Source organism: Micromonospora sp. NPDC005163 (genome assembly GCF_053599835.1).
In genome coordinates this window covers 1-22,022 of the sequence record NZ_JBSFYP010000077.1, presented here as the reverse complement: position 1 = coordinate 22,022, position 22,022 = coordinate 1, and the positions used below count along the sequence as shown (strand labels likewise).

Genomic DNA, 22,022 nt, shown 5'->3' with positions numbered 1-22,022 from the left:
CAACTCAAGGACCGGGTGATGCAGGACTCACTGACCATCGGGGAGCTGTCCGCCCGCTCGGGTGTGGCGCCGTCGGCGCTGCGCTACTACGAGCGGCTCGGTCTGATCCGCGCCGACCGGACCGGCGGCAACCAGCGCCGGTATGCCCGAGCCGAGCTGCGCCGGGTCGCCTTCATCCGAATCTCCCAGCAGGTCGGCGTCTCGCTGGACGAGATCCGCGCGGCGCTGGACTCGCTGCCCGAGTCCCGTACGCCCAGCCCGCAGGACTGGGCGCGGCTCTCCGCCAGCTGGCGGGGCCGGCTGGACGAGAGGATCCGGCTGCTCACCAAGCTCCGCGACGACCTGGACGGCTGTATCGGCTGCGGCTGCCTGTCCCTGCAACGCTGCACGCTCAACAACCCGGGTGACGCCCTCGGCGGCGAAGGGCCCGGCGCCCGCCTGATGCTGCCCCGGCCGGCGGCCGACACGTCCGCCTGACGCGGTGACCGGCGTCACCCGACGGTGAGCAGCACCTTGCCAACGTGGTCGTTCGACTCGACCAGCCGGTGCGCCTCCGCCACCTCGGTCATCGGCAGCCGCCGGTCCACCACCGGCCGGATCCTGCCGGCCTCGATCAACGGCCACACCTCGTCCCGTACGCCCCGGACGATCTCCGCCTTCTCGGTGAGCGGCCGGGCGCGCAGGGTCGTCGCCGAGATGCTGGCCCGCTTGGTCAGCAGCGCGCCGAGGTCCAGCTCGGCCTTGCGGCCACCCTGTAGCCCGATCACCACCAGCCGGCCACCGGTGGCCAACGCGGCGACGTTGCGACCCAGGTAGGACGCGCCCATGATGTCGAGGATGACGTCCGCGCCGTGGCCGTCGGTGGCTCGCCGGACCTCCTCGACGAAGTCCTGCTCCCGGTAGTCGATGGTGTGCGCCGCGCCCAGTTCGCGCAGCCGGGGGTGCTTGGTCGCCCGAGCGGTCGCCAGGATCGTGGCGCCGAGGGCCGCCCCGAACTGGATCGCGAAGGTGCCGATCCCGCTGCCGCCACCGTGCACGAGCAGCGTGTCGCCCGGGTGGAGCCGGCCCACCGGGACCAGGTTCGACCAGACGGTGCAGGCCACCTCGGGCAGCGCCGCGGCGTCGACCAGGTCGACGCCGGCCGGCACCGGCAGCAGCTGCCCGGCGGGGACCGCGACCCGCTGGGCGTACCCACCACCGGTCAGCAGCGCGCAGACCTGCTGGCCGATCGCCCACCCGGTCACCTCCGGACCGATCGCGCTGACCACCCCGGAGCACTCCAGCCCGGGGTATTCGGGTGCGCCGGGCGGCGGAGGGTAGTGCCCCTGCCGTTGCAGCAGGTCCGCGCGGTTGACCCCGGCGGCCCGCACGTCGACGATCACCTCGCCCGGGCCCGGCTCGGGGTCGGGGACCTCAGCCCAGATCAGCGCGTCGGGTCCACCGGGCTGCGGAATGGTGATGGCTCGCATGGGCTCAGTCTTACCCGATGGCACCGCGGGCCGCAGGCGCACCCGATCCGTCCCCGACGACCACTGTGGATTTTCGTACGAGTTCCGGCGCCATGCCGCCCGGTCAGGGAGGGACGCCGGGCCGCGCACCCGGTGCCATGGCAGACTAGGCACGGCCGCGCACCCTCGGGTGGCGGCCCGGGAGGGTTCGCCTAGTGGCCGATGGCGCTGGTCTTGAAAACCGGTAAGGCAGCGATGTCTTCGTGGGTTCGAATCCCACACCCTCCGCCCCTCGGAACAGCTAAAATGCCCCCTGACCAGCGCAAACGCCGGTCACGGTGCGTGTCCGTGGATGGCGAGCGGTCCCGCTCGGGGCGATCCAGCATGATTGTGGCCGTGCGCTACCTGATCTCTCACCCCGATGCATTGGCCGAGCTTGGCGACCTGGACGTCGCGCTGTACGACGGCACCCAACCCGTGCCGGAGAAACTTGACGACGTCGAGTTCTACGCGGTGCCGTACGGGATCATCGATCCGCGCTTCTGCGAGCCGATCGCCCGGATGCCCCGGCTGAGGGTGGTGCAGACCGTGACCGCGGGCTACGACCACGTCCTGCCGTACCTGCGGCCCGGTCTGACTCTGGCCAACGGCCGGGGCGTGCACGACGCGGCGACCGCCGAGCTGGCCGTGGCGCTCACCCTTGCCGCCCGCCGCCGGCTGCCGGACTTCGTCCGGGCGGGAGGCGAGGGCCGCTGGACGACGGGTTGGTCCGCCGGGCTGGCTGACGCCCGGGTGCTGATCGTCGGGTACGGCTCGATCGGCGCCGCGATCGAGCGCCGGCTCGCCGGGTTCGAGGTGGAGATCAGCCGGGTGGCACGGAGCCCTCGCCCCGGCGTACGGCCGGTCTCCGAAATTGCGGAGCTGTTGCCGCGAGCGGATGTCGTCATCCTGGCCACGCCGCTGACCCCGGAGACCGAGGGCCTGGTGGACAAGGATTTCCTCGCCGGGATGGCCGACGGCGCCCTGCTGGTGAACGTGGCACGGGGGCGGGTGGTGGACACCGAGGCGCTGCTCGCAGAGCTCAGCTCGGGCCGGCTGCACGCTGCCCTGGACGTCACCGAACCCGAGCCGCTGCCCGCCGACCACCCGCTGTGGTCCGCGCCGAACGTCCTGATCAGCCCGCACGTCGGCGGCCTGACGGCCGCGTTGGCGCCCCGGGCCCGCCGGCTGCTGGTCGATCAGGTCCGGCGGTACGCGGCCGGCGAGCCGCTCGCGAACGTCGTTATCGGGCCGTGACTTCCGGGTCCGACCGGGCGCTGGAACCTCGCCGGCGTCCGACCAGCGCCTCGCAGCTGACCAGAACGACGAGGAACGCCGTGAGCAGGCCGAGGGCGGTCAGGCCGGGCAGATACCGTCCGGCGGGAAGTAGCAGGAGTGCCGCGCCGGGGGCGAGGAACTGCCCCGGCCGCACGGACCGGACGCTGAGACTCAGGAACGTTGCCCTGCCCGCGAGGTACAGGGCCGTCCCGCCGAACAGGGCGACGGCCGGAATCCAGTTCAAGGCGTCGGTTCCGTGGGACTCGTCATGTGCGAGGCCGGCGAGCACTTGCTCCACGCCCAGCGCCAGGTAGATGGTGCCGGCGATCAGCGGGAAGTGGGCAATGGTGTAGGCGTTGGCGGCCTGGTGGCCTCGTCGCAGGCCGGACTCTATCGTCAGCGCCTTCCCGGCGGTCGCCGCGCTGGCGGAGTACAACCAGTACAGGCATACCGTGGCGGCGAGCGTGAGGAGCGCGGCCACCAGGACCCGTCCATCCGTCATCCCTGCCCCGACCCCGACGCCCAGTGAGATCAGGGACTCACCGAGCGCGATGATCACCACGAGGCTGTGCCGCTCCGTGAAGTGACCCGGGCTGCGCACGGGCCATCCGCTCAGCACGGAGGCGACCACCCCGCCGCCCATGTCGACCACGAGCGCTGCCGTCCAGAGCAGGATCTGTGCGGTGCCGCCGAACACGGCACCGAGAACGAGGGGGATCCAGGACAGCGCGGTGGAGAGGGCGTAGAGACGAATGGTCCGGAGCAGGCGCGGGTTGCCCACCGCTGCCCAGTGGTAGAGGACCAGATGGATCACTCGCAGCACGATGTAGGTCAGTACCAGGATCAGCCGGGGTCCCAACGCTGCCGGACCGGATTCCCAGACGTCGGGGATGACGAGAGCGGCGAGGAAGACTGCTGCCATCGCGACGGTGACGCCGGCACGGATCAGCCCGACGTCGATTCGGGCCTGGTTTCCCAGCCAGGAGTACACCAGCCAGGCGATCCACAACAGCAGGAGGACGAGGAAACCCTGCACCAGGGTCACCGGCGCGGGCCGTGCGCTCATGAACTCGGTGACCCGGATGAAACCGAAGACGAACACCAGATCGAAGAAGATCTCGAACAGGGTCGTCCGGTGCGCTTCCGCGGTGACCACCGGCCGCTACCGGAAGCTCCGCCCCATCACGTCATCTTCATCGTTCGCCACGCCGCGCTCACGGCGATTCGGACAACCCGCGCTGATCTCCCTCTGGGGGGTCCGTGGCCCGCCGGTTCTCCCGGATTGTCTCGTCGGCCAGCCGCTCGATCGCGCGCCGGCGCTCCTCGGCGATGGCCCGTTCGTCCTGGCGGCGCAGCGCGGTGAAGACGGCTGCGACGAAGTCCCGCCAGATCCCTGCCACGAGGTCCCCCTGTGGAGCGCTGCCCCGGACTCAACGGTAGCGCCGCTGAGCCGGCGCTGGCGCTTCCGGTCGTCGTAGAGGCCGCGAAGGGGTAAGAAGGGGCAGGAATCTCCGTGAACACCGGAAGGACGCGTCCCGATGACCTTGGAACGACCGATCGCCCCGGACCCGTACGAGCTGCTGCCGATGGTGCCCTCGTTCACCCTGACCAGTGACGACGTGCAGAACGGCGAGCCGATGGATGCCCGGCACGCGCACGGCAGCACCGGGGGCGGCAACGTCTCCCCGCAGCTGACCTGGTCGGACTTCCCCGCCGAGACGAAGAGCTTCACCGTGACCTGCTACGACCCCGACGCGCCGACCGGCAGTGGCTTCTGGCACTGGGTGCTGGTGAATGTGCCGGTCGACGTCACCCAGCTGCCGACCGGCGTGGGTGGCGCGGCGGGCGCGGACCTCGGTGGAGCGTTCTCGGTCCGCAACGACTACGGCGAGCAGGGCTACGGCGGCGCGGCGCCGCCCCCCGGTGACCGCCCGCACCGGTACGTCTTCGCAGTGCACGCCCTGGACGTCGACCGCCTCGACCTGACCCCCGACGCCAGCCCGGCCTACGTCGGCTTCAACCTCACGTTCCACAGCCTCGCCCGAGCGGTGATCCGTCCCACGTACCAGATCAAGGACTGACCCGCCCCACCCCGGATCCACGCGATCTTGCACTTCCTGCCCGACGTGCCCGCCATGAAGGGGGCGTCGAGGACCGAGAGTGCAAGATCGCGGGCCGGGGCGGAGGGCGGGGCGGTCGGGCCGGAGGTCAGGCGGGTACGCGGGCCACGGCGAAGACGGACTGGCCGAACGGGGGCCGGATGCGCTGTTCGGCGGCCTTGGTGGCGGGGAGGACGACCGTGTCGTACACCTTCACCATCGGGCCCTCCTTTGGCATCAGCCGGAAGACCTTGGTGGCCATGAAGTAGCCGAGCAGCCCCAGCGCGTTGGCGTAGTGGATCTTCTCCACGGTCAGGCCCGCCTCGGTCATCGCCGCTCCGAGCGTCTTCTTCGTGTAGCGGCGGACGTGCCCGGTGGCGATGTCGGCCGGGCTCATGGCGAACTGGAACGCCGGCACGATGATGATCACGGCACCGCCGGGTCGGACCAGGTCGCGCATGCTGCGCAGCGCGCCCACGTGGTCCTCGATGTGCTCCAGCACGTTGTACGAGACCGCGGCGCTGTAGTCGCCCCGATCGTTGTGCGGCAGCAGCATCTGCCGGACATCGATGCTCGGCTGGTCGGCGAGGCGCTCCTTGAGCTGCACCAGTCGGTCCGGATCGGCCTCGGTGGCGGTGAACCGGGGCAGCCGCCGCGACCATTCCAGCGCGTAGTCACCGAGACCGCTGCCGATCTCGATCGGGTCGTCACCGAGGTACGGCACCGCCAGTTCGACGAACCAGCGACGGTGGTTGACAGCGGTCGCCAGGCCCTCCAGAACCTCGGACTGGACGCGCTGATCCCCAGTGATTTCTGCCATGCGTCGATTCCTCACGATATGAACTCGACCCGTGCCTGGACCGACAGAGTGAATCATCCGCTCGGATGGCAGAAGAATCGGGGCAGCGGGGTGGCCGAATTGCGGTCGGGGGTGGGCACGTGATCGGCGGTCGGCGAACCCGGCACATAGTACGGCAGTACCCCGAAACATGTCACGGCAGTGCCATACGCTGACTACCCTATGAATTGTCATGACTACTCCTGAATCGGACGCGCCCGGAGGCGGCCCGGTCGCCGCGTCGACGGCGCAGGGCGATGGCGTCCGCGCGGCCGGCAGCGGCAAGCGGGCCGATCTGGCCGCCGTGCTGAGCTTCGTGGTGCTCGGCTTCTGGGTCACCGGGCGGCTCTGGCTGGAGCCGGGCAGTGGAGTGCGGGACAACCGCTCCGATCAGTCACAGTTCGAATGGATGATGGCGCACGGTGCACGGGTCGTCACCCATTTCGCATATCCGTTCCATTCGGACCGGATGAACGTGCCGGACGGCGTCAATCTCATGGCGAATACATCCGTATTATCCGTTTCGCTGCCAATGACACCGGTCACCGTGCTCCTCGGACCGCGCGCGGCATTCCTGCTCTTTCTCACCGCTGGAATGATTGCCACCGCCACGGCCTGGTACTTCCTGCTTTCCCGGGTCCTGATCGGCGCCCGCGGGCCGGCTTGGCTGGGTGCCGGCTTCTGCGCGTTCGCGCCGGCCGTGGTGTCGCACGCCAATGCGCATCCGAACATCGTGTCGCAGTTCGTGGTCCCACTGATCATCTGGCGAACGCTGCGGCTGGGCGAGCCGGGCCGCTGGCTGCGCAACGGCGTGCTCCTCGCGTTGGTGATCGTCTGGCAGGCCTTCCTCAACCTGGAGATCCTGCTGATGACGGCGATCGGGCTGGGCGTGATCGTCGGCGCGCTCGCCCTCGGCCGCCGGGAGCTGCGATCGCGGGCCCGGCCGTTCCTCGCCGGTCTGGCCGTCGCCGCCGGGGTCGCCGGGCTGCTGTTGGCGTACCCGCTCTACGTCCAGTTCTTCGGGCCGGGCGCGTACTCCGGGCTGTCCCGCCTGATCCGCGGCTATTCCAGCGACCTCGCCTCGTTCGTCGCGTACTCCCGGGAGTCGCTCGCCGGCAGCCCGCGTACGGCGGCGAACCTGGCCAAGAACCCGACCGAGGAGAACAGCTTCTTCGGGTGGCCGCTGCTGGTGCTGGTGATCGCCCTGGTCTGGTGGCTGCGCCGCTCGGTCGTCGTGCTCGGGCTGGCCGCCCTCGGGCTGCTCTTCGCGGTGCTCTCACTGGGCCGGGTGATCCGGTTCGCCGGCCGGGACACCGGCGTGCCGGGGCCCTGGGCGGCGCTGGAGAATCTGCCGGTCCTGCACTCGGTGGTGCCGACCCGGTGGGCCTTGGCGATCACCCCGATCATCGGGCTGCTGCTCGCCTACGGCGCCGAGCGGGCGCGCGAGCTGGCCCACTCGCAGCCGGCCGCCCGACGGCAGATCCGCTTCGTCACGGCCACCGTGCTCACGATGGCCCTGCTGCCGATCCTGCCCACCCCGCTACCGGTGGCCCGCCTCGACCCGGTCCCCGCCTTCGTCACCAGTGGGGCCTGGCGGCCGTACGTGGCCGGCGGGCGCAGTGTGGTGACCCTGCCGATGCCGGACACCAACTACGCCGAGCCGCTGCGCTGGTCCGCGGCGACCCGACTGGACATGCCCCTGGCCCGCGGGTACTTCCTCGGCCCGGACACGCGCCGGAACGCCGAGAAGCCGCGGATCGCGCTGTTCACCGCACCACCCCGCCCCACCAGCAGCTTCTTCGGCACCATCCGGCGCACCGGCGCGGTGCCGCCGATCACCCCGCAGAGCCGGGTGAAGGCGGTCGACGACCTGCGCTACTGGCGGGCCGGCGTGGTCATCCTCGGGCCACAAGAGTACGAGGTGGCACTGCGCCGGGGGATGACCGAGCTGACCGGGATCCAGCCGGTCTTCACCGGCGGAGTGTGGGTGTGGGACGTGCGGCCGTTGACCGACTGACCGAGGCTCAGGCCTGGCGGACGCAGCAGCCCTGGCAGACCTTCGGGCTGGGCAGCGTGAAGGCGAGGCAGCAGGTGCGTCGCTGCACGCTCGGCTCACCGGTCGGCCCCGGCACCAGCTCGACCAGGTCCGCCAGGTCGAGCGCGCCGAGCAGGGTGTCGATCGTCTGCACCGTCGGGCCGGGCAGCCCGTCCGCGGCCCGCAGGATGCCGTGCGAGATGCCGGAGGCGACTGAGCCGAGCAGCGTCCGGGTGCCGACCCGGACCTCCGCCTGGATCGCCGCGATGAGCGGGGCCAGGTGGGCGTCGAGGAGCGAGGCGCGCAGCGCGGCCAGCAGCTCCGCTTCGCCTGCGACGACCCGCACTTCCGGGTTGCCGGCCAGCGCCAGCGGGTCGTTCGGCAGCACCGCCACGGTGGTGCTGCGGCGCAGACCCAGGGTGAGCAGCGGCCGGTGGTCCTCGAAGTGGATCAGCACGTCGGACGGGTCGAGCAGCGGCACCCGCCGGGCCGAGGCCCAGCCGAGCACGACCGGCAGCGCCGTCCAGTAGCTGTACGACTTCCAGGCCAGCGCGGCGCAGGCGTGCGGCGTGCCGCCCCAGCGCAGTGTGGCGGCGTGCAGCAGATCGGGCAGCCGACTGCCGTCGATCAGGGTGGTCGCGGGCGCCCAGCCGAACTCGTCGTCGACCAGCAGGCCCGGTGCGAGCCCGGGAAGATCGTCGGTGCCGAACATGGCACGCAGTGCCGCGGTGACGGGGGCGAGCGGCGTGGCGGTCACGTCCCGCCTCGGCATCACCGCTGTCAACGTGTCATCCCCCGTCCGCGTGACCGAGGAGCACCTCGGCGGACGACCCTGCCGTCCTGAGCTAAGGCTAGCCTAACCACACGCGTAGGTCTAAGGGAAGCCTCACCTGAGCCGTATCGGGAGGTCAGGGTCACTCCGCTCCCGGCGGGAGCAGCGCTCCGCCCCGGCCTTCTACCCGGCCGCGGCCTCGGAAAACACCGGCGCAGGATCGATGTCGGTCGGTGGATTGTCAAGCGAAGTGTCGGCAAGGTGGCAGATGCGTGTGCGTACGGGCACGGAACGTGAAACTGATACTCCCGGCCACGAGGAAGCCGATGACGACCTCCCCCCTCGAACGGGCTGCCGACTCCTTCGCGGCCGAGCTCGCCCGGCAGCGGACCGGGCGGGGGCTGTCCAAGAAGCAGTTGGCCGTCCTGATGGGGTTCGACCCGTCCTACGTCAGCCACGTCGAGGGGCGCCGGCACCGCCCGACCGAGGACTTCGCCCGCCGCGCCGAGGCCGTCCTGGAGGCCAGCGGCGCGATCTGGCAGCGCTTCCGGGACTACGACGAACTACGGCACGCCCGCGCCGGTCAACAGCACCGCGAGCCGCACCTGCCCGGCCAGTGGTTGCCACCCGGCACCGGCCTCGTCGTGGAGCGGGAACTCGCCACCCTCACCCACACCGACGACAGCTACCGGTGCGTCATCCACCGGGAGCTCTACAACGCCGGCACCGAGCCGATCAACCGCTACCTGGTCCGGGTCGCCGTCGACCGCTACCCGAACGACCCCGGTCGCTCCAACCGGCACCACCGCGAGCACCCGCTCACCTTCGCCGAGCTGCAACTACAGGCCCGCCGGGACGACGGCGGCGGTGACCCGGAGCCGATGCACTGGCGGGCGAAACACGACCGGGACGCGTTCAAGGAAATCTGGCTGCTCTTCGAGAACAGCGAGCGGCGCTTCCCGCTCTACCCCGGTGACCGGGCCACCATCGAGTACGCGTACTCCGTCGGGCAGGAGAAGTGGGGTCCCTGGTTCCAGCGGGCCGTGCGGCTGCCCACCCGACAGCTCGCCGTCCGCCTGGACCTGCCGGCGGCGCTCGACCCGCAGGTCTGGGGCGTGGAGACCTCGCTCTCGGCGGAGGAGGGCCCGCTGCGCACGGCGCCGCAGCGCCGCGACGAGGGCGGCCGGGCGATTTTCGACTGGCAGACCGATGACCCACCGCTGAACGCCCGCTACCGCATGCAGTGGCGATTCCGGGCCCGCCCGGACACCGACCCGGACGTCGGCCCCGACGGGGCCCGGGTCCGGCCCAGCGACCGGATGCGCGGGCTCGGCATCGTCCAGCGCGGCGCCGACCTGCTCCGCCAGCGCGGCCGCCCGTTCGACCTGCCCGCTGAGGAGCAGGCCGCCCGCGAGGTGGTCGACCGGCTCAGCACGGCCCTGGCCCGGCTCGACGAGCTGCATCCGTTCAGCAAGGGGGTCGGCGTCGCCGCCCCGCAGCTCGGCATCGGCCGGGCGGCGGCCGTGGTGCGGCCCCCCGACCGCTCGGCGGAGCCGGTCGTGTTGCTCAACCCCCGGGTGGTCGACGCCGACCCGGACACCGACGAGCAGTACGAGGGCTGCCTCTCCTTCTTCGACCACCGTGGCCTGGTGCCCCGGCCGCTGCGACTGGACGTGGAGCACGCCCAGTGGGACGGCAGCCGGATCATCACCTCGTTCGAGTTCGGCATGGCCCGGCTGGTCGCGCACGAGATCGACCACCTGGAGGGCCGGCTCTACGTGGACCGGATGGCGCCCGGCGTGCCGCTGGTGCCGGTGGAGGAGTACCGGGAGACCGGGCACCCCTGGCGCTACTGAGACAGGGGCGGGACCGGGGCGCGTGCCCCAGGGGGCAGGGGCACGCGCCCCGGTGTGGGGGAGGAACGCCTAGAGGTCACCGAAGGTGTCGTAGCGGATGTGCGGCGGCGGCACCTCGTCCGCGGCCAGCACCCGCAACGTCGACCGGACCATCCGAGCCGACCCAGAGACGTAGCAGTCGTGCGTGGTCCACGGGCCGTACCGGGCCACCACGTCCGGGATGTCGCCCAGCTCGCCGTCGAAGTCTGGGTCCTCGCTGCACGCCGCGGTGACCGACAACCACGGGTGTACGGCCACCAGCTCCTGCAACCCGGCCAGGCCGTACAGATCCGCCGCCTGCCGGGCGCCGTGGAAGACGTGCACCCATCGGGTGCGGTTGTAGCTGGCCAACTCCTCCACCAGCGCCTTGATCGGCGCCAGTCCCACCCCGCCGGCCACGCAGAGGATGTCGCGCTCCGAGGACCGGTCCAGCGTCATCGACCCCATCGGCGCCGCCAACCGGAGCAGGTCACCCGGCCGCACCCGGCGGACCAGCGCACCGGACACCCAGCCGGCCCCGGACGACCGCACGTGGAACTCCAGCACGTTGTCGTCGTTCGGGGCGTTCGCCACCGAGTACGTCCGCCACACCCGAGGGTGGTGGCGCGGCACCTCCAGGCTCACGTACTGGCCCGCCCGCCACGGCAGCGGATGCTGCAACGCCCGGCAGGTCAGCACGGCGGTGTCCGGGCCGTACCGCTCGTGGGTCAGCACCTCGGCGTGCCAGTACGGCGGGTTCTCGTCGTTCGCCGCCCCGGCGAGCATCTTCGCCGAGATGGCCGCGTACGCGTCCCGCCACGCCTGGTCGTACTCCAGGTTCCAGCCGTCGCCGGCGGTGCTGCGCAGCGCGTCCAGCAGCGCGACGCCCATCGTCTTGTAGTGCTGCTCGTCGACGTGGTACTTGCGGTGGTCGCGGCCCAGCGCCCGGAGGAACTCGTCGAAGCTCTCGGGGTCGTCGACGGTGTGGATCGCCGTGATGATCGCTTCCAGCAGGCGGTCGCCCTGGCCGGTCATCTGCACCGGGAAGAGCTGCCGAAGGGCGGGGTCGAGCAGGAACAGCCGGGCGTAGAAGTGGCTGCTCAGCCGGTCCCGGTCCTCCTCGACCAGGGTCCAGCTCTCTTTCAGCAACCGCGCGACGTTGTCCACGGGGGCGCTCCTTCTCCAGACTGCGGCGGATCGGGCGCCCATAGGATCTCCACGGAGCGTGCTCACCGGTCGCACAGAATGTGCGATCGGTTCATGCCGGCCAGTCGGCCGTGCCACCGGCGCCGCCCGTCGGGCAGAGTGGTGCGGTGACCGTTGAGCTGACCCGCCCGGTGTCCCGCCGGCTGCTGGGGACCGAGACGCTGCTGGTCCTCGGTCTCTCCCTCGGCCAGTCCGCGGTCTACGCGGTGGTCTCGATCATCGCGAAGCTGACCGCCGACGGTCCGCTCTCCAAGCAGACCGCCTCGCTGAACACCTCCGCGTCAGCGAGACCCTGGCTGGACCTGACGTACCAACTGCTCGGCATCGTCTTCGCGCTGCTGCCGGTGCTGCTCGCCGTACACCTGCTCAGCCGCGATCCCGGCGACCCGGCGCGGACCCTCGGCCTGGACGCCCGGCGACCCGGCCAGGACCTGGCGCGTGGCGCCGGCCTGGCGGCGCTGATCGGCCTGCCCGGGCTGGCCCTGTTCTGGCTGGCGGCGCAGCTCGGCATCAACGCCACGCTGGTGCCGGCCTCGCTGCCGGAGGTCTGGTGGGCCGTCCCGGTGCTGATCCTCGCCGCCGTGCAGAACGCCGTGCTGGAGGAGGTGATCGTGGTCGGCTACCTGGTCACCCGGCTGCGTCAGCTCCAGTGGCGGCTCGGCGCGATCATCGCGGCCAGCGCGCTGCTGCGCGGCTCGTACCACCTGTACCAGGGCTTCGGCGCCTTCGTCGGCAACGCGGTGATGGGCGTCGTGTTCAGCTACTTCTACCTGCGTACCCGGCGGGTGATGCCGCTGATCATCGCGCACACGCTGCTCGACGTGGTCGCCTTCGTCGGCTACGCGCTGCTGCCGAAGGAATGGTTCAGCTGGCTCTGACCGCTCGGGTCACCGCCGTGTCGGCCGCCGACGGCCGGTAGGCGGCCACCGCCCGGGCCGCGAGCCGGTCGGCCGCCGCCGAGTCGCCCAGCGCCGCGGCGAGCACCGCCGCACCCGGCAGCAGTCGGGACGCCAGCCGCAACGCCAGCCACCCACCGGCCTGCGCCGTGAGCGGCGCGGCCAGCCGCCACGCGGCCTCCGCCGCCCGCGGCCACGTGCCCTCGGCCGGGTCGTCCGCCGTCCCGACCGCGGCCAACGCGGCACGCGCGCTCTCCGCATCCGGGTGCACCTGGGTGAGCACCAGCAGCTCGACCGCCCGGTCGGGGTGCGCGGGGTCCCGGCCGTACGCCGCCGCCAGGTGCAGCACCAGGTTCGAGTGCGTCCAGAGCACCGAGGCCAGCTCGGCCAGCGGCGCGAAGAGCCCGGCCAGCGCGGCGGCCGCCCCGCCCGCGCCCGCCGCGCGGACGAACCGCCGGGTGGCCAGGCGGGCCAGGCCGCCCGCCGGGGCGTCCGGGTACCGGGCCCGCAGCCGCTCGGCCCAGTCGGCCGCGCCGGGGCCGAGAGCCCGCACCGCGGCCAGGGCCAGCAACTCCGGCGCGAAGCCGGGATGGTCGAGCAGGTGCGCGGTGACCGCCCGCAGCTCCGATTCGGGGGTGGTCTCTTGGGCCGTCGGGGTGGTCTCGCCGGCCACGACCGCGGACGGCGGCTGCTCGGCCGGGGTCTGCTCCGCTGGTTGTCGTGGTGCGGGGGCGGCCTGCTTCGAGGCCGCGCTCTTCCGGGGACCTGCCGCCCGCTTGGTCGGGGTCGTGGTGCGTTTGGTCGGGGTGGCCGTCTCATCGGTAGAGCGCGCGGCGCGTTTGGTCGGCCCGGCAGCCGGAGTGGCCGGGGCCACGTCGGCTTCTGGTGATGTCGTGGCGGTCCCCTTCCCGGTCGAGGTGCCGGCTGCCTTCCGGGGGGCGGCCTTGCGGGCCGGGGTGGCCCGGGCCTTCGGCGTCCGAGTCGGCGTACCGGCCGGCTGCTGCGGGCCGCCCTCGGATGCTCGCTCATCCGCCGGAGCCGCTGTGCTGCCCGGGTCGGTTGCCGCGGCGTCGGTTGGCTGGTCGACCTCCCCGGAACTGCCCGAGCGACTCGGCTGGTCCACGCCCGCCGCCGGACCGGGCTCGTCGACGCCCGCCGTGCCGCCGCTCGCCTCGGCTTCCTCGTCATTCCTGCTGGAGGCAGGGACCGGTTGGCGGGGCAGGGGGCGGTCCGGCTCCGGTGGCTGGAAGAGCACCGCCGGGGCGGGCTTGGCTCGTCGAGGGCGCTGGGCGTCGGGGGTGGCCGGTGCCGCGGCCGGGTCGGACGCCGGCACTGCCTTCTCCACGGACTGCTCGGCGGCCGTCGGCGGAGTGAAGGTCGGCCGTGGGGGGCGTCGGCGCGCGCGGTCAGCAGGCTCTCGGCGGGTCGGCTCGGCGGGCGGCTGCTCCTGCATATCGATGGAGCGTAGTCCCGATCACGCTGGCGCACAGCGTGGAGACACGGGGCCGGCGGCCTCGGTCGGCGTACGCCGGAAGTCGCTTTGCTCCCGGTGGGTGGCGACCTGTATCCTCGGGCGCGGTGGTCTACGGGCCACCAGGGAGACTTCGCCTAGTCTGGTCTATGGCGCCGCACTGCTAATGCGGTTGGGGTCTTAAAGCCCCTCCCGGGTTCGAATCCCGGAGTCTCCGCGCGAAAGCCGGGTGTGTACACTGGCTGAGCACCTGCGCCCGTAGCTCAATGGATAGAGCATCTGACTACGGATCAGAAGGTTAGGGGTTCGAGTCCCTTCGGGCGCACAAGATCAAGAGGCGTTTGACCTGCTACGACAGGGGCAGGCGCCTCTTGTCGTACGTCACCTACGGGGCGCATTGGTGCTCGAATGGTGCTCGTACGACAAGCGTGCACTACGTCCCGGCCAGTCCGTCATTTTGGCTCAGCGAGGGCGAGTGGTCCCTCCGCGGGGTGGGCGGTCGGACCCGGTGGATGTGGCCGAGGTGGGTGCCGGCCAGGACCGTGAATACCCAAGTCTAGGGCCGGTGGTTGGCAGCTTGGACAGGGCGGCACGACGCCCCGGCGGCCGTCGGCCTCGGCCGATGGTTGCTGGCCCCGGCGTACGCCCGGACCCCGAGCCCGGCAGCTGCGGCCGGGCGACTGTGTCAACGACCTCGAAGACAGCGACAACGTTCTCAGTCTGCCGGCGGTTTCCTGTGCGCAACCACACGAGGGCGAGGTCTTCGCCGCCTTCGGGTTGTCGGGAAGGGACTGGCCCGGCGAGGGGCAGGTGTTGGAGAAGGCGGACCAGGGCTGCCAAGACCGTTTCGAGTCCTACGCCCCGACGGCGGACTTTGAATCCTGGGAGCTCTTCGTTCTCTATCCGACAGGTGCTGTGAGGGATCTTGTTCGTGCTCTACACCGCGATCCGGTAGGAGTACCTACCCCAAGAGGCATGAGCGTGCGTCACGGCGCGTGGTCACATACCGATGGGTCGGTAGCTCAATGCCGCATCGACGATGGCCCCGGGTGACGCGTTGACCAGCTCCGGTGGCGGCCAGAAGATCAAATCGGTGACTCGTGGGTGCAGGACGTTGGTGTCCAGCAGCAGAACGTAGTAGTCGATGTCGTCGTCGGCTGCCTGTATCCGGCGGACAATCTCGATCAGCTCGTCGCGGGTGACGTTGGCGACCTCCGGCCTTGCCGGTCGGGCGGCCTCGAGCGCGAAATCCTCGAGGTTACGAGACTTCCAGTAGGTGAGGAAGTGATCGGCTGCGTAGTCATGGCCGGTTTCGGCGTTGAACCCGGCGATTGCTGCATCGGCCGACTCGCCGCGCTCCAGCAGCCTCGCGATGGTCTCGATGGCGGAACACAGCTCCGCGATGCGCTGTGGTTCGACCACCGGCGGGCAGAGTTCGGGTCGCAACTCCATCCGAACATTGTCCACGGGCCAGCCAGCGTCCTCTTCCGGCACAGTTGCACGCTCATCGGCTTCGGCAGGGCGACGCCGAACGCGCGGTCGGCGGCAAATCACTACACGTGCTTCTTAAATCCTCACCGGCGCCCCTCGGCAACCTGGCGAGGGAGTCTGGTGCCGCCATGAAGAACAGCCGATTCCCCGCAGTCGCTGGCGACCGCACCAGCGCCGCCGAGCGGCAGCAAAAGATGCGGGATGACAACCGATGGCAGCAGACAATGCACGGCAGCCGCGTTCGGGAGGAAGAGGTTGCTGCTGACCGCCATGGATCGTCGTGCGGACGGACCGACAGCAGCCGAGACGACCTGGGCGTCGACATGGGTATCGGAAACACTATGCTCCCTGCGGCGGTGGCGGACATCAAAACCATTGAAGGAGTAGGAATGCGAACGCCGTTCAGGCGGGCTGTGTTCGGTGCCATCGCGGTGGCGCTGCTCGGCGGGCTCGGACTCACGTCCTGCGCAGCTCCGGGCCGGAACGGCACGTTGGACGCCGGATCGGCTGCGGTCGATACCTCGGTGACCGGCGGCCCGGACCGACTGACTCCGCAATTCCCTCCTCATCGCCATCGGCTAGCCGGTCCCCGTCGCTTTCGGCTAGCCGGTCCCCGTCGCCTTCGGCGAGCCGGTCCACGAAGCCGTCTCTCAGCCGGTCGCCGTCGCACGTCCCGACCAGCAAGGCCGCGACGCCGGCCGCAGAGAGCAATATCGCCTCCCGGCTACACACCATTCCGGCCAGCACCCGCCAGGTCATCGTCGTCTACAGCAGCGGCTACGGCACGAGCGTCGCGTCCCTCGAGACGTTCGAAAAGGTGAACGGCGTGTGGCGGCCGAAGCTCGGGGTGATGAGCGCGCGGATCGGCACCAAGGGATTCAGCGACAGCCATATGGAGGGCGTCCCCACGACGCTCACAGGCGTCTATAGCATCGGCTCCACCATGTACGGCGTGCACGCCAACCCTGGCGTCAAGTACAGCTACCACCAGCTCGTGGCGAACGACTACTGGGACGAGAACCCCAGTTCGTCCACGTACAACAGCTTCGTGCACGGCACGAACCCGGGCGGGTACAGCGAGGCGCTGTGGCAGACCGTGCCGCAGTACAACTACTTCGCGGTCATCAACTACAACATCCCGGTGAGGGCAGCCACCCCGGCCCGCGGCAGCGGCATCTTCCTGCACGTCATGGGGAGCGGCGGTACCGCCGGCTGTGTCTCGTTGGCACAGTCCAATCTGCTCCGGGTACTGGAGTGGCTGGATCCGGCCGCCTCTCCACGCATCGTGATGGCGCCCAGCCAGAACCTCGGCCGCTACTGACCGTCCCGAGGGCCGCGCGGTCGGCCGGCGGGGCAGCGGGCAGGAAGCAAGACTCGTAGCAACAGCTGCGGCCAGGTGCCGCCGGACAGAGGCTGGCCGGCCCAATGGGCCGCCGCTCCCACCAGTCCCTGGTCGATCGAGATGTCTGGCAGCATGGCGGTCGGGGAAGATCCCGACGACGTCGGTGCGGCGGCGGATCTCGCGGTTGAGGCGTTCCTGCGGGTTGTTCGACCAGATCTGCCGCCAGATCTACTTCGGGAAGCCGGGTGAAGGCCAGGACGTCGTCGCGGGCAGCCTCGACCGCCACAGCTGTTTTGCCGCCGCCTGCGGCGCCGGTGACGACCACCGCGGCCGGTGCCGGGCCGCGCACGCCAGCCAGCGCCACGCCAGCCAGCACCGCGAGAGGGCGGCGCCCTTCGCCGAGAGCGACCTCGGGCCCCTCACCGCGATGCTCCAGCGGTGACCGACCGCCGATCGCCCGGCCCGTCGGTGACGGGCCGGGCGTCGGGTGTCACGGCAGCGTACGGATCCGCAAGGTCACCATCTCCGGCTCGGCCAACTGGTCAGTGACCGCGTAGATCTTGTTGCCGGACACGGCCAGCCCCCCGTCGACCAGGTTGTGCGCCCACGTCTCCTGGTTCGGTAGGTGCCCGAACTCGTACGTGGCGATCGGGGTGGTGCTGCCCGGCTCGAAGACCCAGACGTCCTTGTCGTACGACGAGTTGGTGCCGGCGACGACGAGGCCGTCGGGCCGGATCGCCACGGCGTTCGGGTACGTCACGGTCGGGTACTGGTGCACCTCGACGAGGTCGGACGTGCGCAGGGCCGGGTGGTAGTACGGCGCGCCCGAGGGAACGATCACCTCGGTGCCGTCCGGGGTGACCGCCAACTGCGCGACCGAGCCACCGTCGGTCCGGCTGATCGCCCGCTGGACCAGCCCCGTCGCGGTGGCCTCGAAGCGGACCAGCAGGGCGGGGCTGGAGCCCGTCGCGCCGGCGATCAGCATGTTGGGCTGAGCGGGTGAGGTGGCCAGCAGCATCGCGGAGCTGATCCGCTCGTCGATGGCGTCGACCGCGTTCACGTTGAACCTGCCGGTCGCGAGGTCGACCCGGCCGATGCCCGCCGTGGGCTCGTTCTCGCACCCCCACGAGACCCAGAGCTGGCCGGCCGCGAAGGCCATGTCCTTCGGGCACGTCATGGTCCCGTCGGTCTTCCCGGTGAACTGCCCGTCCAGTTCCCACGTGTCCAGGTCCACGATCCTGAGCCAGTCCTGGTCGCCGGCGGCGATGTAGAGCTTGCTGCCGTCCGGGCTCAGCGTCATCCCGGCGGCCCCCGGTGCGATGCCTGGAAGGGTGCGAAGGACGCTGCCGTTCAGGTCGGTGACGATCAGACCGTCGGTGCCCTTGCCCCCCGTGATGTAGACCCGGCTGCGTGCCTCGTCCACCAGGATGTCGCCGAACCGGAAGCCGGTGACGTAGCCCGGGATCGGGATCTGGGCGTTCACGTCGGTGCTCGGAGGAGAGGTGGTGGTCGGAGTCGGTGTCGGGCTGGCGGTGGGGTTGGACGTCGGGCTGGACGTCGGCGAAGGGCTGGGATGTGGCTTTCGTTTCGGCCGCGGGGACTCCGGCGTCTTGTCGGCCTTGGACCTGGTGCTGTCGGCGACGAGGTGCGCTTTCGCCGCGGTGTCGTCGGCGGACCGGTCGCTGCCCGCCACGGCGGTGCCCCCGCCGACGGCCAGGAGGGCGAGCACGCCGGCCCCCACCATCCAGATCCGTGCGCGCCGGCCCCTGGTTGCTCTTCGGCTCATCATTCCCCGTTCTGATCCGGTACGCGGCGCGGGCCGGAATGGGACCCCGGCCCGCCGACCAGAGGGCGCTCCGAAGTGCGAAAACGTTACGCGAAACACCATCGGCGCCGAGGCTGCCAGATGAGGCGGAGGAGTGGGCCGGTCTCGGCGAAAGGTGCTGGTTGTCGCCGGTGGTGACGTCGACGAAGCGGTGCACGGCGTCGATGGCGTGCAGGGTGGCCAGCCGCAGCCGGGCCGAGCGGGGCGAGGGGAACAGGGCTCGGGTTGCGTCGGCTTTGCGGCGTCTTAAGCGCCCGGACGCGCCGGGTGCAGGTTTGTGCAAATGACGCAACATGAAGATGGTTCCCATAACTGCCCCCACCTGCACGACTTCGTGGACGAACACTGATAGCACCGGACTTGGTACGCCCCCGCGGGCGTCCATCGGGGTCAGCTCCACGCAGTCGGCGTAACGTCCACGTCTCCTGGGTCGCCTTACTTCATGAGTCGTCATGCCCCTTGACGTAGACGCCCCGCCCAGGCTCTCCATACACGACGCCTCTGGAGTGCAGCACCAGAAGTGCACGCTGCACGGTTGCAACGGAAACGCTGTAGAGCTCTGAGAGCTGACTGTAGGAAGGAATCTTGGATTCGGGTGGGTACTCGCCGGTCGCGATGCGGGCGGCGATGTCGTCCGCGATTTGGCGGTAGGTCATTCGTCGGGGCATGTCACTCCTGGGTTGGCGCCCCGATGAGATCACGGGCACCAGCTCCACTCAACCTCCGACTGACCTAGTGAACTAGGTGCACGTAGGCGCGAGTGGTGTCTTGTGATCCTGGGTTGGCGCCAAGGGGCACGGACCGCTCGGTCGGGCTCGGGCCAGGTTCGGCTCCCGGCCCCGGTTCGGCAGCCGAAGAGCCCGCTCGCCGCGATGCGATGCGCCACGGTCCCCGCCTACGCCCACACGAGCTGCCAATGACGGCGCCCGGATCCGGACTGGTACGGGAAGGAGCAGGCGAGCAACCATGAACCTTGACCCGGATTGCTTGCACCGCAGGGAGTTCTACGGCCTGACGGCCAGCGCCGCCTGCGGTGGCACGGAGCCCCACATCGGCAGACCGCAGCTGCTGGGTCTAATCCCGGCCGACGCCCGTCAGCTCCTCGCCCATCGACAACAGGGGTAAGCCGAGGTGCAAGTCTTCCACGTCAGCCTCACCCTCTGGATCACTCCACCGGGCGACACGTCGCTCCCGATGTTCGTCGACCGCCTGCGCGACCAGCTCATGGAGCTACAGCAGCAGTGGGACGGCGTCATCACACCAAACGTCAAGGGCAATACCGACACAGACACCTGTGAAGTGACGTTAAACGTCAAGGCTGACGACATCACGACTGCGCCCATCGCCGCCGGCCGGGCCGTACGCTTCGCAGCCGACCGCGCGATGCCATCCCGGCGGGTGACCATCAAACGCATCACCGTCCAATCAACGCCGCCTCGACCCGCCACGCTCGCCGACCTGCTTTCCTAATCGCCCGTGGGAGCTAGCGAAAGTGCGCTTTGCCGCGAGCGCGTCAAGGCTCCGGCTCTGGTCGCACCTAGCGCCGTCTGGAGCGCGGGCGCGCGACGTCCCTCCCAGCACTTCATCGCGGCCGTCACCACGGCTCGGTTCGATTGCCAGACGATGGCCGCCAGCAGAACTCAAGGGTCGGCTCCGGCACTATGTAGCCCGGGTCGGACCCGAACATATCGATCTGGAGGACCCGGAAGGCGCATCACTTTCAGATCTGGTTTCGGCTCTCTCGTGCTTCTTCGGCGTTCGTTGACAGCACCGCGCCGGGGTCGACAAGACGCAGGCCGACGCCGCGCACCGCCTGGATCCGCAGCGGGCAGTCCAATTCGTCGAGCTTGCGGCGGAGTCGCTTCACCACCGACCACACGTCGCCCCGGCCGCCGAGGTGGTCGTTGCCCCAGACCGCGCGGTGCAGCGACTCGAAGGTGCAGGTGCGGCCGAGTTGTGCCAGCAGAAGGTACCGAAGCAGGTCGTGCTCGAGGGGCGACAGGGGTACGGCGTGCCCGGACCAGGTTGCCACCCGCCTGTCCGAGTCGACCTCCGGGACGACATCAGCCGTTCCTATGAGGGCTCGCGGGAGCGGCTCGACGACGCGTGGATGGACTGACGGGGCTTCGGCGGGCGGGGCGCTGTCGACAAGTAGCGACAGGAGCTCCTCCGGCGACGAGACCAGCAGCACCGGAGCATGGCCGGTCACCAGCGACGCCAGGCGCACTCTCTCCGCTGTCGAGGAGGCGATCGCGATGATCACCGCCCCGCCGTCGGCTCCCGGTGGACGTTCCATCCGGACGTCCTCGATGGACTTTTCCCCCCGAGCGAGAGTCATCTTTCTCCTTACCTGTGGCCTACTGCGTTCCGCCTGCGTCGCCGGCCCGATATGGAATAGGAGCAGACGCTGGTAGGACCCGGAACGACCCCCCAAGCCCTCTGGGCGCCGTGCGGGTCACGTCGGCTACCCGAAAGGATGATATGAACTATGTGAATGGACGATCAAGCACAGCACGTGAGCAACTTGGCACTAACAGTCGACGAGATCGACAGTTATCGTCAGGGCGATGACGAAGTTGGGCAGAAATTGCCATCGGTTCCGGGTGGGGTGTAGGGGCTCATTGCGCTGGTGTGGCGTTGACCAGCAGCGACACGGCAGGCCGTCGGAACAGTGACCTCGCCGATCTGATCAGGCGACTCGCCGACGAGGAACCCCTCCTGGCGCTACACCGTCGGGGTCTTAGAGGGCATCTTGATCAGGTCGGCGTCGGTGTGTCCGCTTCGGGTTGATCGTCACGCCAGGATGGCGTCGCTTCGTGGGTGAGGCGCCGGCTCATGTTGTCGATCATGGCCCAGTGGATGTGGGCGCGGGAGTGTTCTGGTGACGTTTCGTAGTCACGGACGAGTCGGCGGTGGAGCATGATCCAGCCGTTGGTGCGTTCGATGGCCCACCGTTTCGGCAGCGGCTGGAAGCCCTTTTGGCCTGGGGTTTTCGGCACGACTTCCACATCGATGTGGTGGGCTGCGCCCCGTTCGATGACGGTGGTCCGGTAGGCGGAGTCGACCCACACCGTGCTGACCTCACCGTGGGTGGCGGCGAGACGATCGATGACGTCACGGCCGGCGGCGGTGTCCGAGACACTGGCGGCGGTGACGATCACGACCAGCAGCAGACCGAGCACGTCGGTAGCCAGGTGCCGCTTGCGGCCCTTGATCTTCTTGCCTGCGTCGATGCCCAGGCTGGATTCGGGCACGTTGTTGCTGGTCTTGACGCTCTGCGAGTCGATGATCGCCGCGGTCGGCTCGGCGGGGCGGCCGGCTGCTTGACGCACCTTGCCCCGCAGTAGGTCGTGGATCGTCTCGGTGGTGCCGTCCGCGGCCCAGCGGGTGAAGTAGGAGTGGACGGTC

21 protein-coding genes, 3 tRNA genes and 1 pseudogene are annotated in these 22,022 nt (G+C 70.2%); 12 read left to right on the top strand and 13 right to left on the bottom strand.

The annotated features are described in order from the left end of the window. Window positions 1-18: 18 nt before the first annotated feature. Window positions 19-477, top strand: a complete 459-nt coding sequence (soxR, locus tag ACWD6N_RS32540) for a redox-sensitive transcriptional activator SoxR (RefSeq protein ID WP_450005917.1) — start codon at window positions 19-21, stop codon at window positions 475-477. Window positions 478-491: 14 nt separating this feature from the next. Here soxR and ACWD6N_RS32535 read toward each other — a convergent pair whose 3' ends face one another. Beyond that, complete coding sequence (locus ACWD6N_RS32535; protein WP_450005915.1) at window positions 492-1,469, bottom strand: NAD(P)H-quinone oxidoreductase; 978 nt, start codon at window positions 1,467-1,469, stop codon at window positions 492-494. A gap of 180 nt (window positions 1,470-1,649) precedes the next feature. Here ACWD6N_RS32535 and ACWD6N_RS32530 point away from each other — a divergent pair. Together ACWD6N_RS32530 and ACWD6N_RS32525 are read left to right on the top strand one after the other, a co-directional pair. Further along, window positions 1,650-1,736 (top strand) — tRNA-Ser (locus tag ACWD6N_RS32530). Between the two features lie 108 nt (window positions 1,737-1,844). Beyond that, window positions 1,845-2,744, top strand: coding sequence for a 2-hydroxyacid dehydrogenase (locus ACWD6N_RS32525; RefSeq protein WP_450005913.1), 900 nt, complete (start codon window positions 1,845-1,847; stop codon window positions 2,742-2,744). Here the strand turns inward: ACWD6N_RS32525 and ACWD6N_RS32520 are convergent. Both ACWD6N_RS32520 and ACWD6N_RS32515 read right to left on the bottom strand, forming a co-directional pair. Further along, a complete protein-coding gene (locus ACWD6N_RS32520; RefSeq protein WP_450005911.1) occupies window positions 2,731-3,921 on the bottom strand; it encodes a low temperature requirement protein A in 1,191 nt (396 codons plus the stop codon). The genes ACWD6N_RS32525 and ACWD6N_RS32520 overlap by 14 nt on opposite strands. Window positions 3,922-3,979: 58 nt before the next feature. Then, on the bottom strand, window positions 3,980-4,165 hold the full coding sequence (locus ACWD6N_RS32515) for a hypothetical protein (protein WP_450005909.1): 186 nt from the start codon (window positions 4,163-4,165) through the stop codon (window positions 3,980-3,982). A gap of 138 nt (window positions 4,166-4,303) precedes the next feature. On the opposite strand from ACWD6N_RS32515, the gene ACWD6N_RS32510 reads away from it, so the two are divergent. Then, on the top strand, window positions 4,304-4,846 hold the full coding sequence (locus tag ACWD6N_RS32510) for a YbhB/YbcL family Raf kinase inhibitor-like protein (RefSeq protein WP_450005907.1): 543 nt from the start codon (window positions 4,304-4,306) through the stop codon (window positions 4,844-4,846). A 127-nt stretch (window positions 4,847-4,973) separates the two neighbouring features. Here the strand turns inward: ACWD6N_RS32510 and ACWD6N_RS32505 are convergent, their stop codons facing one another. Further along, window positions 4,974-5,684, bottom strand: a complete 711-nt coding sequence (locus tag ACWD6N_RS32505; protein ID WP_450005905.1) for a class I SAM-dependent methyltransferase — start codon at window positions 5,682-5,684, stop codon at window positions 4,974-4,976. A gap of 211 nt (window positions 5,685-5,895) precedes the next feature. Between ACWD6N_RS32505 and ACWD6N_RS32500 the strand changes: the two genes are divergently transcribed. After that, entirely contained in the window at window positions 5,896-7,719 is a 1,824-nt protein-coding gene (locus tag ACWD6N_RS32500) for a hypothetical protein (RefSeq protein ID WP_450005903.1), read from the top strand. A 7-nt stretch (window positions 7,720-7,726) separates the two neighbouring features. Here the strand turns inward: ACWD6N_RS32500 and ACWD6N_RS32495 are convergent, their stop codons facing one another. Further along, window positions 7,727-8,509: a hypothetical protein gene (locus tag ACWD6N_RS32495; RefSeq protein WP_450005929.1), complete on the bottom strand. Its 783-nt coding sequence runs from the start codon at window positions 8,507-8,509 to the stop codon at window positions 7,727-7,729. Window positions 8,510-8,835: 326 nt separating this feature from the next. Here ACWD6N_RS32495 and ACWD6N_RS32490 point away from each other — a divergent pair, with 326 nt between their 5' ends. Further along, window positions 8,836-10,365 carry a peptide deformylase gene (locus tag ACWD6N_RS32490; protein WP_450005901.1) on the top strand — a complete coding sequence of 510 codons (1,530 nt, stop codon included), beginning with the start codon at window positions 8,836-8,838 and terminating at the stop codon, window positions 10,363-10,365. Window positions 10,366-10,434: 69 nt separating this feature from the next. Here ACWD6N_RS32490 and ACWD6N_RS32485 read toward each other — a convergent pair whose 3' ends face one another. After that, entirely contained in the window at window positions 10,435-11,550 is a 1,116-nt protein-coding gene (locus ACWD6N_RS32485) for a globin domain-containing protein (RefSeq protein WP_450005899.1), read from the bottom strand. 146 nt (window positions 11,551-11,696) lie between these two features. Here ACWD6N_RS32485 and ACWD6N_RS32480 point away from each other — a divergent pair, with 146 nt between their 5' ends. Continuing rightward, complete coding sequence (locus ACWD6N_RS32480; RefSeq protein WP_450005897.1) at window positions 11,697-12,467, top strand: CPBP family intramembrane glutamic endopeptidase; 771 nt, start codon at window positions 11,697-11,699, stop codon at window positions 12,465-12,467. Here the strand turns inward: ACWD6N_RS32480 and ACWD6N_RS32475 are convergent. Then, window positions 12,454-13,938, bottom strand: coding sequence for a hypothetical protein (locus ACWD6N_RS32475; RefSeq protein WP_450005895.1), 1,485 nt, complete (start codon window positions 13,936-13,938; stop codon window positions 12,454-12,456). The genes ACWD6N_RS32480 and ACWD6N_RS32475 overlap by 14 nt on opposite strands. A 144-nt stretch (window positions 13,939-14,082) precedes the next feature. Between ACWD6N_RS32475 and ACWD6N_RS32470 the strand changes: the two genes are divergently transcribed. The 3 genes from ACWD6N_RS32470 (at window position 14,083) to ACWD6N_RS32460 (ending at window position 15,009) form a co-directional block, all read left to right on the top strand. Then, window positions 14,083-14,173 (top strand) — tRNA-Ser (locus ACWD6N_RS32470). Between the two features lie 35 nt (window positions 14,174-14,208). Further along, window positions 14,209-14,281: transfer RNA gene (locus ACWD6N_RS32465), tRNA-Arg, on the top strand. A 221-nt stretch (window positions 14,282-14,502) separates the two neighbouring features. After that, window positions 14,503-15,009 carry a septum formation family protein gene (locus ACWD6N_RS32460; protein ID WP_450005927.1) on the top strand — a complete coding sequence of 169 codons (507 nt, stop codon included), beginning with the start codon at window positions 14,503-14,505 and terminating at the stop codon, window positions 15,007-15,009. Here ACWD6N_RS32460 and ACWD6N_RS32455 read toward each other — a convergent pair. Continuing rightward, window positions 14,956-15,408: a hypothetical protein gene (locus ACWD6N_RS32455; RefSeq protein ID WP_450005893.1), complete on the bottom strand. Its 453-nt coding sequence runs from the start codon at window positions 15,406-15,408 to the stop codon at window positions 14,956-14,958. The genes ACWD6N_RS32460 and ACWD6N_RS32455 overlap by 54 nt on opposite strands. An 856-nt stretch (window positions 15,409-16,264) precedes the next feature. On the opposite strand from ACWD6N_RS32455, the gene ACWD6N_RS32450 reads away from it, so the two are divergent. Then, window positions 16,265-16,768, top strand: a complete 504-nt coding sequence (locus tag ACWD6N_RS32450) for a L,D-transpeptidase family protein (RefSeq protein WP_450005892.1) — start codon at window positions 16,265-16,267, stop codon at window positions 16,766-16,768. 150 nt (window positions 16,769-16,918) lie between these two features. Here the strand turns inward: ACWD6N_RS32450 and ACWD6N_RS32445 are convergent. The 3 genes and pseudogenes from ACWD6N_RS32445 to ACWD6N_RS32435 all read right to left on the bottom strand — a co-directional run. Continuing rightward, window positions 16,919-17,060: pseudogene (locus tag ACWD6N_RS32445) on the bottom strand (transposase); the annotation flags it as partial. Between the two features lie 219 nt (window positions 17,061-17,279). Next, on the bottom strand, window positions 17,280-18,533 hold the full coding sequence (locus tag ACWD6N_RS32440) for a WD40 repeat domain-containing protein (RefSeq protein WP_387331080.1): 1,254 nt from the start codon (window positions 18,531-18,533) through the stop codon (window positions 17,280-17,282). Between the two features lie 521 nt (window positions 18,534-19,054). Then, window positions 19,055-19,270: a winged helix-turn-helix domain-containing protein gene (locus ACWD6N_RS32435; RefSeq protein ID WP_387331077.1), complete on the bottom strand. Its 216-nt coding sequence runs from the start codon at window positions 19,268-19,270 to the stop codon at window positions 19,055-19,057. Between the two features lie 475 nt (window positions 19,271-19,745). Here ACWD6N_RS32435 and ACWD6N_RS32430 point away from each other — a divergent pair, with 475 nt between their 5' ends. Next, window positions 19,746-20,084: a hypothetical protein gene (locus tag ACWD6N_RS32430; RefSeq protein ID WP_387331074.1), complete on the top strand. Its 339-nt coding sequence runs from the start codon at window positions 19,746-19,748 to the stop codon at window positions 20,082-20,084. A gap of 250 nt (window positions 20,085-20,334) precedes the next feature. On the opposite strand, the gene ACWD6N_RS32425 is transcribed toward ACWD6N_RS32430, so the two are convergent. Both ACWD6N_RS32425 and ACWD6N_RS32420 read right to left on the bottom strand, forming a co-directional pair. After that, window positions 20,335-20,952: a winged helix-turn-helix domain-containing protein gene (locus ACWD6N_RS32425; protein ID WP_387331072.1), complete on the bottom strand. Its 618-nt coding sequence runs from the start codon at window positions 20,950-20,952 to the stop codon at window positions 20,335-20,337. A gap of 418 nt (window positions 20,953-21,370) precedes the next feature. Next, on the bottom strand, window positions 21,371-22,022 hold a 652-nt coding region (locus ACWD6N_RS32420), incomplete at its 5' end, for an IS5 family transposase (protein ID WP_450005889.1).